This window comes from Sulfurovum sp. NBC37-1, from assembly GCF_000010345.1.
Classification (GTDB): domain Bacteria; phylum Campylobacterota; class Campylobacteria; order Campylobacterales; family Sulfurovaceae; genus Sulfurovum.
Genome location: NC_009663.1, coordinates 1,719,170 through 1,732,011, shown reverse-complemented (window position 1 = coordinate 1,732,011; position 12,842 = coordinate 1,719,170). Strand labels below are relative to the sequence as shown.

Annotated in this window: 12 protein-coding genes; 11 read left to right on the top strand and 1 reads right to left on the bottom strand. The window is 44.0% G+C overall.

Annotated elements, in window-relative coordinates:
- The first annotated feature begins 15 nt into the window (after positions 1–15).
- Together SUN_RS08640 and SUN_RS08635 are read left to right on the top strand one after the other, a co-directional pair.
- Positions 16–1,755 carry a GspE/PulE family protein gene (locus SUN_RS08640; protein ID WP_012083432.1) on the top strand — a complete coding sequence of 580 codons (1,740 nt, stop codon included), beginning with the start codon at positions 16–18 and terminating at the stop codon, positions 1,753–1,755.
- Positions 1,752–3,005 (top strand): type II secretion system F family protein, encoded by a 1,254-nt coding sequence (locus tag SUN_RS08635; protein WP_012083431.1) that lies wholly within the window; start codon positions 1,752–1,754, stop codon positions 3,003–3,005. The genes SUN_RS08640 and SUN_RS08635 overlap by 4 nt, the downstream gene beginning before the upstream one ends.
- Before the next feature lie 55 nt (positions 3,006–3,060).
- On the opposite strand, the gene kdsB is transcribed toward SUN_RS08635, so the two are convergent.
- Positions 3,061–3,780 carry a 3-deoxy-manno-octulosonate cytidylyltransferase gene (kdsB, locus tag SUN_RS08630; RefSeq protein ID WP_012083430.1) on the bottom strand — a complete coding sequence of 240 codons (720 nt, stop codon included), beginning with the start codon at positions 3,778–3,780 and terminating at the stop codon, positions 3,061–3,063.
- 343 nt (positions 3,781–4,123) lie between these two features.
- Here kdsB and hemH point away from each other — a divergent pair, with 343 nt between their 5' ends.
- The 9 genes from hemH to SUN_RS08585 all read left to right on the top strand — a co-directional run bounded on the left by hemH (position 4,124) and on the right by SUN_RS08585 (position 12,822).
- Complete coding sequence (hemH, locus tag SUN_RS08625) at positions 4,124–5,074, top strand: ferrochelatase (protein WP_012083429.1); 951 nt, start codon at positions 4,124–4,126, stop codon at positions 5,072–5,074.
- Positions 5,046–5,414, top strand: a complete 369-nt coding sequence (locus tag SUN_RS08620) for a VanZ family protein (protein WP_012083428.1) — start codon at positions 5,046–5,048, stop codon at positions 5,412–5,414. Before hemH ends, SUN_RS08620 begins: the two co-directional genes overlap by 29 nt.
- Entirely contained in the window at positions 5,377–5,958 is a 582-nt protein-coding gene (locus SUN_RS08615; protein WP_232501323.1) for an IMPACT family protein, read from the top strand. The genes SUN_RS08620 and SUN_RS08615 overlap by 38 nt, the downstream gene beginning before the upstream one ends.
- A 77-nt stretch (positions 5,959–6,035) precedes the next feature.
- Positions 6,036–6,629 (top strand): TetR/AcrR family transcriptional regulator, encoded by a 594-nt coding sequence (locus SUN_RS08610; RefSeq protein ID WP_012083426.1) that lies wholly within the window; start codon positions 6,036–6,038, stop codon positions 6,627–6,629.
- Positions 6,626–7,528, top strand: coding sequence for a hydrogenase (locus SUN_RS08605; protein ID WP_050748050.1), 903 nt, complete (start codon positions 6,626–6,628; stop codon positions 7,526–7,528). The genes SUN_RS08610 and SUN_RS08605 overlap by 4 nt, the downstream gene beginning before the upstream one ends.
- Positions 7,525–8,826, top strand: coding sequence for a nickel-dependent hydrogenase large subunit (locus tag SUN_RS08600; protein WP_012083424.1), 1,302 nt, complete (start codon positions 7,525–7,527; stop codon positions 8,824–8,826). The genes SUN_RS08605 and SUN_RS08600 overlap by 4 nt, the downstream gene beginning before the upstream one ends.
- Positions 8,827–8,961: 135 nt before the next feature.
- Positions 8,962–10,200 (top strand): hydrogenase small subunit, encoded by a 1,239-nt coding sequence (locus tag SUN_RS08595; protein WP_012083423.1) that lies wholly within the window; start codon positions 8,962–8,964, stop codon positions 10,198–10,200.
- Positions 10,200–12,074, top strand: a complete 1,875-nt coding sequence (locus SUN_RS08590) for a nickel-dependent hydrogenase large subunit (protein ID WP_012083422.1) — start codon at positions 10,200–10,202, stop codon at positions 12,072–12,074. Before SUN_RS08595 ends, SUN_RS08590 begins: the two co-directional genes overlap by 1 nt.
- 10 nt (positions 12,075–12,084) lie before the next feature.
- Positions 12,085–12,822, top strand: coding sequence for a cytochrome b/b6 domain-containing protein (locus SUN_RS08585; protein ID WP_012083421.1), 738 nt, complete (start codon positions 12,085–12,087; stop codon positions 12,820–12,822).
- Positions 12,823–12,842: the final 20 nt, after the last annotated feature.

Below are 12,842 nucleotides of genomic sequence, written 5' to 3'. Positions count from 1 at the left end.
GGGAGGTGTCTTTATATGGTCAAACTGATTGAAATAATGCTGAATGAAGGGCTGATAACAAAAGAGGCTATTTCAACCTTGGTCAAAAGTAGACCACCCAAAAAGGTATCTTTTGCCAATCTCGTAGCAGAAAAAATGATTGATCTCCATACAGTAGAGATATTTCTTGCAAAAAAGATTAGACAGGGTGTTATCACGCTTTCCCACCTGGAAAAGATCGAGGGAATCGATATCACACCAATACTCGAAGAAGTTGCCAATCAGCTTCATGTAGAATATGTGGATCTTGATTCTGTTGAGATCGATATGAGACTTTTTTCCCAGATTCCTTATAAGCAACTTTTGAAATATAACGTGATACCTATAGACGAGAGTGAGTTGAATGTACTTGTCGTATTTGATGATCCTCTTGACATGGCGGCACAAGATGCAGTCCAGAGACTTTTCCCTAAGAAACCGATCAAGATCGCTATGTCAAAACCCAGCCAGATTCGGCAGTATCTTCAGAGACTTGAGATTAATGAGAGTATAAAGAGTTTGGTTGCTGAGATTCGACAGGATTTGAGTCAGGAAGGAAGCCTTGAAGAGAACAGCGAAGAATCACCGGCTGTTCTGAAACTAATTGATATTATTCTTAAATCAGCTATTTATGCCGGAGCAAGTGATATTCATATAGAAGCAACGGAAAAAAATTGTATTGTTAGAGAACGTGTTGATGGTATGCTGCGTCAGAGTTTTACCTTTGACAAAGATATATTTAATCCTCTGTCATCACGTATGAAACTTCTTTCCAATCTTGATATTGCTGAAAGAAGAAAACCTCAGGATGGGCGTTTTTCTGCTACTATATCTAAAAAAGATTTTGATTTTAGGGTTTCAACTTTGCCAACCATTTATGGGGAATCGATTGTTCTTAGAATTTTGGATAAAACGAAAGCGATGATTAGACTTGAAGATGCGGGTATGAGTAAATTATGTTATGACAAATTTTCTAATGCAATCAAAGTACCTTATGGTATCGTTTTGGTTACAGGTCCTACAGGCTCTGGTAAGACAACTACACTTTATGGTGCTCTCAATGCCATTAAAGATGTCAAAGATAAAATTATTACTGTTGAGGATCCGGTAGAATATCAGATGACCGGTCTGCAGCAGGTTCAAGTGCGTTCCAATGTTGGTTTGACGTTTGCTACAGCATTGAAATCGATCTTGAGGCAGGATCCCGATAAAATTATGATCGGGGAGATCCGGGATCAGGAAACATTGCGGATTGCAATACAGGCGGCTTTGACTGGGCACCTGGTTCTTTCAACCTTGCACACCAATGATGCGATCTCTGCGGTAACAAGAATTTTGGATATGGGAATAGAAGAATATCTAGTTTCCGGTGCGTTAGTTGCGATACAGGCGCAGCGACTTGTCAGAAAGATCTGTACATATTGTAAGAAAGAGACAGTTTTACCTGAAAGTCTTTTGAAAGATGTAAAACAATATCTCCCTGAGCAGCCTACATTTTATATTGGAGAAGGGTGTAAAGAATGTGGATTTAGTGGGTATCGGGGCAGAGAAATGATTGCAGAAGTTTTACCGATCAGTGAGACACTTTCCAGAATGATTGCCAGAAACGCATCGAAAGAGGAGATGACAAAGCAGGCGATGGAGGAAGGCTTTGTAAGTATGTTCGAAGATGGTGTGCACAAAGCGCTGGAAGGAGAGACAACCATTGAAGAAATTTATAGGGTGGCAAGATTGTGATAAAGTATTTTAATGTAACGGTAATGGAACGGGGAAAACGAAGAAATGAATTAGTCAAGGCTGAAAGCAAAATGAATGCTGTAAAAATAGCAAAAAATAAATTTCCTTCAGCCGTTATATCTAGAGCAGTAGAAACTGCTGCACCTATGGAAGAGAGCTTATCTAATATACTCATTGGGATAAAAAAAGCCTTTAAAAGTAAGATACCTATCAATGATAAAATTTCGACGATCCGACAAATTGCTGTTATGACGGATGCGGGTATCCCCATTACAGATACTTTGGAAGATGTGGCAGACAATACGGATAATCAAAAACTAAAAGAGATATATAACAAGATGCACAGTGATATTAATGCCGGTAATAGCATGTCTGATGCAATGGAGCCTTATATTGATGAGTTTGGGCAGGTTGCACTGGCCATGACCCAACTGGGTGAAAGGACAGGTAATATCTCAGAGTCCTATCATAAACTGGCGAAAATCCTTGAGAGTATCAGAGATAATACAAGAAAATTTAAAAAAGCTATTCGTACACCAATGATTACGATGGCCGCGATGGCTATAGCGTTTACTGTTCTTATTATGGTTGTTGTGCCAAAATTTAAAGATATTTTCGACAAATTTAAAACTGAATTGCCTATTCCAACACAGATACTCTTGAAACTGGAGTGGGCACTCAGTAATTATGGTCTTCTTATCCTGGCAATTCTTGTGGGTGGTGTTTTTGCACTTAAGTATTTCTATCAGAACAATATGGATTTCAAATACAGGATGGATAAGCTGATGATCCATCCAAAATTTTATTTGATCAATAAAGCAATTTTTCTCTCAACTATGCATAAATACAATTTGGTATTTGGAGAGTTAGTGCGGTCAGGTATCCCTGTTTCAGAGGCTTTGGAAACAGCGGTAGGCATGGTTGATAATCTTGCGATTAAGGAACAATTACTGACCGTAAATGCCAATATCGGACGAGGTATGAATCTTGCAGAAGCTTTTGCCTTGACCGGACTCTATCAGAATATGCTTCTGCAGATGATAAAGGCGGGTGAGGCAGGTGGACAGCTTGATGCCATGCTGGAAAAAGTGACTGATTATTACGATATGGAGTTTCAGGATCTTATTGATAACCTTGCTGCCTATATTGAGCCTATCATGCTCTTTTTTATTGCGATTTTGGTCTTGCTAATGGCACTTGGTATTTTTATGCCGATGTGGGATCTTGGTAAAGCAGTTAAGAATGGATAAGAGAGAAAAATCTTTGCACTCTTTCTATATTTGATAGAAATTTACACGAATGCCTTTAAAGCCGATGAAACTTCACGGCTTTTTCCAGATCTTCCTGTGTATCGATACCAAAACTTTTTGTATCTACTTCTACCATTGCGACTGCATAACCATGATGAAGAGCACGCAATTGCTCGAGTTTCTCTACATCTTCCAGCGGTGCCGGTGTCAATATGCAGAACTGTCGCAGTGAACGTACGGTAAATCCGTAAATCCCCAGATGTCCTTTATAGCTGTCGAAATGATGGTCTCTGGGGTAGGGGATCTTTGCACGTGAGAAATAGAGTGCTATATCGTCTGTATCGGTAACCACTTTGACGATATTGGGGTCATCCGCTTCAGGGTTGGTAATGCGTTTATAACAGGAGTTCATCATAATTCGGTCATCGGCAGCATTCTTTTTGCTCAGGTCATAAACGGCCTGTACTACTTCATGCTCAATGAACGGTTCATCTCCCTGTACATTGATAACGATATCATTATCCTGTAATTCCAGTTTCTGGGCTGCTTCATAAATGCGGTCTGTTCCGCTTTTATGTGTGTTGGATGTCATGACGGCATCGATACCGTGGTCTCTGGCTATATCGATTACTTCCTGTGCATCAGTGGCGATGACTACGGCATCGATATCCTGTACGGCCATGGCTGTTCTGACCACCATGGGTATGCCACCTATATCGGCAAGTACTTTGTTGGGGAAACGGCTGGAACCTATACGCGCGGGAATGATGATCATGGTAAAACCTTTTGTATGTAATTATGTATGATTTTACACTCTCTATGCTAAAATACGGGACTTTATTACTATAAGGCACCCCTAAATAATAGGTGACACTCACAACATCTTCAGCTTTTGTCTAGGCTAGGCACTCTTTTGACGGCCTAGCCTTAGCTAAGTCGAAAAAGAGTAACAACGCATAGGCGAAAGCTGATGATGCCCGAAGAGTGGGCTTTACAAACGCAATCTTGCACAAGATATTTCATTGTCTTAGCTATGGCTAGGACTCAAAAATCTCTTGCACAATCTCACATTTGTAAAACCCATTGTGAGTGTCACCTATTATTAGGGGTGCCTTGGAATGGAAAAAATGAAACAGGCACTGTTGCTTCTCAATATGGGCGGCCCAAATACTATTGAAGAGGTAGAACTCTTTTTGCGTAATATGTTTGCGGACAGGAACATCCTTACGATGAATCCTGTTATGCGTAAATTCATTGCCAATATCATTATCTCCAAGCGACTGGAGGATGTCAAAGAGAATTACCGTTTGCTTGGCGGAAAGTCTCCTCTGCCGGAGCTGACGGAAAGGCTCATTGCAAAGCTGAAAACCCGCCTGGACCTTCCTGTCTATCCGGCAATGCGCTATGTACCTCCTTTTGCAGACAAAGCACTCTATGCCTGTCAGAAAGATGGAGTGGAAGAACTGATACTCTTTCCAATGTATCCCCAGTATTCTACAACCACGACACTCTCCTCGATTGAAGATATAGAAGAACGCTGTGAAGCAATGGGGTATGCACCGAAGATCACGGTGATCGATCCCTATTATGATGACTACACCTATATCGAAGCCTGCTGTGAGAAGATACTTGAGGTGGCAGAAGGCAAAGAGACCAAAGAATATGACCTTCTGCTTTCGGCACATGGGCTGCCTATGAGTATTATCAAGGCGGGAGACCCCTATCAGAATCAGGTGGAAGGGAATGCTTCAGCGATCAAAACCTACCTGGCCTGTAAAGGGGTTGACTTCCACGATATCAAACTGGTCTATCAGTCGAAAGTAGGTTCTTCGGCATGGTTGGAGCCAAATCTGGTGGATGTATTGCGTAATCCGACACATAGAAAAGTGCTGATCTACCCGCTGGCATTTACGCTTGACAACTCTGAAACCGTGTTCGAGCTTGATATAGAACACAGAGAGATCGCGGAGAAGATAAAATATGAAGACTATATCGTCGCTTCGTGTATGAATGACAGCGACAGATTTGTGGAGATGATCGTTGATAAAGTCAGAACTTTACAAAAATAGACTTCATTTGAAGATCCTCTTCTGGATCGCACTTGTTAGTTCCTATATCGCTGCGATTGTGCCGCAGGAGATTGCGCCGACACTGGGTCCTCTTTCGGACAAATGGACCCACTTTCTGGCATTTGCCGTGTTGACGCTGCTGCTGCGTCTCTCCTATCGTACAAAAGTCTTATGGACAGTGGCAGCGATGCTCTTTTATGGTGTATTCATCGAGATCTCCCAGTATTTTACGCCCAATCGCTGTGCAGAATTCCTTGATGTGGTCGCGGATGCCATCGGTATCGCTATTGGCCTTCTGCTCTATGCCAGATTGGAGCGGGTATGTGATGCAGACCGTTAAGCAGCCCTGCATCCATCCTACTGAAGTGAACCGTTCAAAGTTCATTGCCCACCTCGTGCCCATTGACAAGTATGAAGGCTTTCAAAAACGGCTGAAAAGGGAGCATCCAAAAGCAAACCATGTGGTATACGCATTGCGCTACCTGAATGAATTCGATCAGATCGTTGAGAACAGTTCAGATGACGGAGAGCCGAAGGGGTGTGCGGGTGTACCAGCTTTGAATGTATTGCGCGGTGAAGAACTCATTAATTGTGCCGTTTTGATCGTGCGCTATTTCGGCGGTATCAAACTTGGTACCGGTGGGATGGCAAGAGCGTATGCACTGGCGGTCAAAAATGTGATAAAAGAGGCAGAATTTCAACTCTATGAAAAAGAACTTACATATCGTTTTGAAACGTCATATTCGGAAGTGGATAAAGTAATGTACCTTTTAAAGCAGTTGGGTATTTCCCAGATTGACAGAACGTTTAATATAGACAGGGTTTTGTGGGAAATCAAAGCGCCTGAGGCGCAGGTTAGTACGCTTTCAAGGACATATAGCTAAAGCATCATTTAATCTTATTTGAAATAAAATGAATCTCAATAGGTTAATGTGGATATATAGCATTGAAAGGTAAGGGAATGAAAATAGCAGAGAAGAAAGCATTAAAACGTGAATCGATCATACAGACTGCACTTCAGCTTTTTTCTGCAAACGGTTTCCATAAAACGACCATACCTGACATCGCGGCAAAACTCCATATGAGTGTAGGGAATCTTTACAACTACTTCTCCTCCAAAGATATTTTGGCCCAGGAGATCATTAAATACACTTCTGAAGTACTCGGTGAAGAGATCAGGAAGATCAATATGCAGGATATCTCTGCCCGGGAGAAGATCAGAGGGATCGTTACGGTCTATTTTACGATGGCGCAGGAGAAGCCTGAAATGATAGAGTATTTTCTTCGGGTGTATCTCTCCAACAGGGAAGTCTTCAGTGACGGTTGCGAAGGAATGGTCTGTGTTTCGGGTTTCATTACCGAAATCATGATCTTCTTTGACGATGCGGTTGCGTCGGGTGAACTGCGCAATCAGGATTTCTTTTCAGCCTTTGGTCTCTTTATGGGGTATCTTGGCGGCATGGTCTTCCTCAAAGGTGAGGGGGTACTTCCCAAAGAGATCGAATATTACATAGATGATATCTCCCGCAACATCTATAACGCGCTTAAGGCATGATCTTGCAAAGCCGAAACAAGCCTAAACTGCTTTGGCTTCAGTCAATTACCTGTAACGGCAATACACACTCTTTCCTGAATCATCCTGAACTTTTTTCCATACTTTCGCACTTCGAACTTGTCCATCATCCGGTACTTGAAAGTGCATACACCCTGGAGAATGTCATCAAGGGTGAAGTTCCCTGTGACCTGCTTATTGTCGAGGGTGCATTCAAGGAAGAGGGCTTTTTAAAAAGCGGCGTAGAGGTCTCTTCTGTACTGAAAAAATATGCAGACAAGGCCAAGTATATTATTTCGGCAGGTACCTGCGCGACTTTCGGAGGGATATTCAAAGAGAATGATCCCGAAGAGATATCGGGTTTCTGTTTTGACGGAGAAGAGAAGACCCCGCGGTATGAAAGCTATGCTTCCAAACTCATCTCACTTCCGGGATGTCCCATCCACCCCCGATGGCTCTCCTATCTTCTTCTGATGATCGCTAGCGGCAATAAGGTACCGCTTGATACTCTGCACCGTCCGGTGGAGCTTTATGGCTATACGGTGCATACGGGATGTACAAGGAATGAATATTTCGAGTGGAAAATCGATGCAAAACAGTTTGGAGTGAAAGAGGGATGTCTCTTTTATGAACAGGGATGCCAGGGACCCTACACCAGAGGTAGCTGCAACAAAATACTCTGGAACGATACTTCATCAAAGACACGTGTGGGTACACCATGTTTCGGCTGTACAGAACCGGGTTTTCCCCAAGCCGGACTTTACAGGACAAAGACCCATATGGGTATCCCGGCAACGATGCCGCTTGGGATCCCGAGACGTGCCTACCTTACGTTGACAGGTGTGGTGAAAAGTTTCAAGATCAAACGGTTTACCGAACGTCTGATGGAGTATGACAAATGAAAAGGACGGTGATCAGAAAGCTCATCGAAAAGATAGAGGGTGAAGCGGAGCTGGACTATACTTTTGCCAATGGAAGTATAGAGGATGTCAGAATCAATTTTGGTTTTTACCGGGGGATCGAGGAGATACTGGTGGGCAAAGACCCTAGGGATGCATTGGTAATCACTCCTCGGGTATGCGGTATCTGCAACCATGCACATCTCATCGCAGCAGTCAGAGCTCTTGAAAACGGCTATGCAAGTGCTGGCTGGGAAGTGGTATTGAGTCCAAAGGCTAAAGCCATACGTGAATTCACACTCTCCTGCGAACTGCTGCAGAACCATATCAAATGGATGTACATGACCATTTTCCCCAATCTTGAACGCTATCTCAAGATAGAATCATCTGAGAACTATGCAGTGAAGGCAAGTTATTTTTCAACGACCATTACCAAAGCGCTGGCGATCTTTGCAGGGCAGTGGCCGCATTCGAGTTATGCTGTCCCCGGCGGAGTGACATGTGACCCCACGCAGCTTGACATCATACAGGCACAAAGCCTTCTGGAGGAGTGTGTACGTTTTTTCGAGCAGATGCTGACGGGGTGTACACTTGAAGCCTATCTCTCTATAGAATCGGTCTCTTCACTTCATCATATAGAGGGAGATTTCGGAAAACTGTTGCATCTTCTTGGTAGTAACGGTATGGCCAAAAAGGGGCAGAGTTATGACCGCTTTATTGTTTTTGCCGACTCTCCGCTTTCTCCGGCAGGAAAGTCTATTGCCACCTCCGTATCGAAAGTCGATACAAAATATGTTGTGGAGAGTGAGCAGAAAGGAAGCATGGCAAAAGCGGTCAGCTACAAAAACAGGATGTATGAGGTGGGTCCCCTCGCCCGTGGTATGGTCTCAAAAGAACCCATCGTCAAAAATCTGCACAAACGTTACAAAGATTCTATGATGACACGTGTTTTCGCACGTATACACGAAGTGGCACAACTTCTTGAAAAGAACAGAGAGATGCTGAAAAGTATCAGAGTAGATGAACCCTCCTGTACCCTAAGTGATACGTTGAAACTGTATGAATTTGAAGGAACAGGTACAGTGGAGGCAGCCAGAGGCTCTCTGATACACCGTACAACAGTAAGTAACGGAAAGATCGCCAATTATGAAATCATTACCCCGACACAGTGGAACCTCAGTCATGGAGACGAAAAAGAGAAAGGGATCGCTGTTAAAGCGATGGTAGGCAGCCAAAGTATGGAAGAGGCGGACTTTATCTTCAGAACTTTTGATGTCTGCTCTGTTTGTACTGCACAATAAATCCAATGAATAATTATTATAACAACAAATAAATTAAAATATTTTTTCATCAAAATGAATCATTAATCAATACAGTTTAAGTTTATTTTTCCTAGAATACTGAATAGGTATTCATTTTTACAAAAGGAGTGGAGTATGAGCATAGACAAGCAAGAGTCTGTAAAGAAACTTTTTACGGCACAAAGTGCGAAGGTAGAGACCAACAGGGGCGATGCCTACTATAATGAGTTGTATGACCGATGCCGGGCGAGACTGGATGAGTTGAAAAAACTCAAACCGCTCAACAATCGGATGGACTTCATGCAAAGTATCGAGGAAGAAGGGCTCGAGAGAAGAGATTTCCTCAAGTGGGCATCGGCTACGACTGCGATGCTCATGCTTCCTGCTTCTTTTACGCCACTGGTTGCCGAAGCGGCAGTCATGATGAACAGACTGCCTGTCATCTGGATCGAACTGTCTGACTGCGCAGGCAATACCGAAGCGCTCATTCGAAGTGACGGACCCAAGATAGACGATATTATTCTGGACATTATTTCTCTTGAATTCAATGAAACGTTGATGGCAGCCGCCGGACATCAGGCAGAAAAGCAACTTGAAGATGCAGTTGAACATTTCAAAGGGAAATATCTTCTTTTTGTAGAAGGTGCGATTCCTATGGGAATGAATGGTCAATATGGGACTCTGGGTGCACATGCCGAGACATTCCACGATCATTTACAACGTTTGGCTAAAGATGCAGCAGCACTTGTGGCAGTAGGTTCCTGCGCAACCTTCGGTGGAATCCCGGCAGCAGCACCAAATCCTACTGATGCAGTGGGGGTTATGGATGTGGTTAAAGGCAAGCCGATTATTAACATTCCTGCTTGTCCTGCGAACCCATCCAATATGGTAGGAGTAATCCTTCACTATGTATTGACCGGTTCCATACCGGAACTTGATTCTCTACTGAGACCGAAATTTGCATTCGGATACCGTATCCATGACAACTGTGAGAGACGTGCACATTTTGATGCGGGTGAATATGTCGAAGAGTGGGGCGATGAAGGGGCGAAGAACAACTTCTGTCTCTACAAGGTTGGATGTAAGGGACCGATGACCTTCAACAACTGTTCGATTATCCGTTATAATGAAGCGGTGAACTGGCCGGTGGGCGTAGGACGTGGATGTATCGGTTGTTCTGAACCTGACTTTTGGGACAAATACGCCTATGAAAGACCGATGGCAAATGCCAATATCAAAGCACCGACAGGCGGTGTGGAAAAAACTGTCGATGAGTTCGGGCTCGGGTTGCTGACAGCGGCAGGTATCGGTATTGCCATTCATGCGGCAGCAAGTGCGGTAGCAGGTAAAAAAAGTAACGAGGAGGAAGCATAATGCCAGAGAATAATACAACAACAGTAACAGAAGAAACAGCAGCAGCGGCAGAGAGTGCGGCTCCTAAAACAGAAGAGACAAAAGCCCCTGCAGCGGAGGCAGCACCGAAAGTCGGCAAGAAACATATTATCGTAGATCCTATTACCAGGATCGAAGGTCACCTCAGAATCGAAGCGATCATCGATGAGAACAACAAAATCGTGGATGCATGGAGTTCCTCGACGATGTTCAGAGGGATCGAGACGATCCTAAAAGGACGTGACCCTCGTGACTGTGGTCTGATGGCGATGCGTATCTGCGGTGTCTGTACGGGTACACACTACCAGAGAAGTATAGAAGCTGTCGAAGATGCATTCAAGATCACGATTCCCAAAAATGCAAGACTTGTAAGAAATCTCATTCAGGGTGCACTCTACGTGCATGACCACCTGGTACACTTCTACCATCTGCATGCGCTTGACTTTGTCGATGTCGTCTCTGCAACAAAAGCAAACCCGACAGCTACGGCAGCTGAGGCACAAAAATGGGCAGATGTTGCAGGGCATAAACCGTCTATTTCCGGTGCTGCAGATTTCAAAGCAGTTCAGGACCGTATCGTCAAGTTTGTCAAAGAAGGGCGTTTGGGTATCTTTGGAAACGGGTACTGGGGCAATCCGCACTACAAGCTGACACCTGAACAGAACCTCATTGGTGTGGCACACTACCTTAAAGCACTGGATATCCAGAGGGACATGGCAAAAATGCAGGCGATATTCGGCGGAAAGAACCCGCATCCGCAAAGTATTGTAGTTGGTGGCGTGACCTGTGTTCAGGATATTAAGAATCCGGCAAGGATAGCTCTATTCAAACAGCTCCTACAGGAATCAAATGAATTTATAAAGGGTGCATACCTTCCTGATATCTATATGGCTGGAACGATGTATGCCGATGAAGCAACAGATAAAGATGCAACACTCAAAGGAGTCGGGGGAACCGGTGGAGGGATACTCTCCTATATGAGCTATGGTGATTTCAGACTGGATGATACAGGTTTTTACAATTCAGAGATGCTTTTCCCTTCAGGATTGGTACTTGACGGAGATATCAGTAAAGCATTGGATGTAGATCCCAACAAGATCACGGAAGATGTGACACACTCATGGTATGAGGGTACTGGGGCACCCGAACATCCATATGAAGGAACAACGATCCCTAAATATACAGGTCTTGAGAAGAAAGCGGACGGTTATTCGTACCTTAAAACAGAAGAAAAATATTCCTGGATCAAGTCACCACTGTACGACGGCAAGAAAGTGGAAGTAGGACCATTGGCCCGAATGGTTATTGGCTATGTCAAAGGGGATAAACGAATTACAAAATATGTTGGGAACTTCCTTAAGAGAGCAAATCTCCCTGTGACAGTACTCTTCTCGACAGTGGGAAGAACAGCTGCAAGGGCCATCGAGACCGAACTCATGGGTGATGTAATGATGGAATGGGTTGATGAGTTGGCCAAGAACGCTGCCTCTGGTGATCTGTCTACCTGGACCGAGTTCGATTTTGACAAAGTCAGTGTGGATACCAAAGGAATGGGCCTTGCAGAAGCACCGAGAGGATCATTGGGGCATTGGGTGAAGGTAAAGAACGGAAAAGTCGAGAATTATCAAGCTGTGGTTCCGTCTACCTGGAATGCCGGTCCAAGAGGACCGAAAGGGGAGATCGGTGCCTATGAAGGAAGTCTGATCGGAACGAAGGTCGCCAATCCTGAAGAGCCGCTTGAGATCATACGGACGATCCACAGTTTCGACCCATGTATCGCCTGTGCGGTGCATGTGGTCGATACAAAAGGTAAGGAATTGGCTGTCTACAAAGTTGATCCTACCTGTGCATTCTAAGGAGGACAATATGTCAAAACCTGGATATAAACAAGTCAAACGGATGACAGTTTTCATGAGGCTTAATCACTGGGTCGTCGCCATTTGTATGGTGGCTGCCGTTATCACGGGCCTCTATATCGGGCATCCGTACTATCAGACCTTCATAGCGGACCCTGCCGTAGACAAATATGTGATGGCGTGGAACAGATGGGTTCATTTTATGGTAGCCATTATATTTGATGTAAGTAGTATTGTCATCGCATATCTCTATTTCTTCTCAAGGTTTGAAAAACCATACAAGAAGATCATACCGACAGGAGCGAATATTAAAGAGTTCTTCGAAGTGTTGATCAACCTGTTGACGCTCAACCGGAGAAAGAATTTTGAATCAAGTCACTCAGACAGTTTCAATGCGGTATTTTTCTTTATCTTCCATGTGCTCTTGCTTTGGATGCTTCTGACCGGACTGCAACTTTATGTACACGGTCTTGAATCTGGCTTGAGCAGTATTGGAAAGTGGTGGCCTGCCATGTTGCACTGGGCAACGGACTGGACGATCCCTGCAAGTGCATGGCTGCTTGGAGGCGGTGCGATGCCTACACTGATGGATGTACGTATTGTGCATCATCTTTCCATGTGGCTGATTATTACCTGGGTGGCCTTTCATATTTATTATCAGGTCTGGAGAACGATCTTCTGGAAAGAGAGTGACATTGCGATAGTGGTTGGCGGAACAAAGTTTGTCAAGGAAGATAAAGAGGGGTAATCCTCTTTATTGTACCGGAA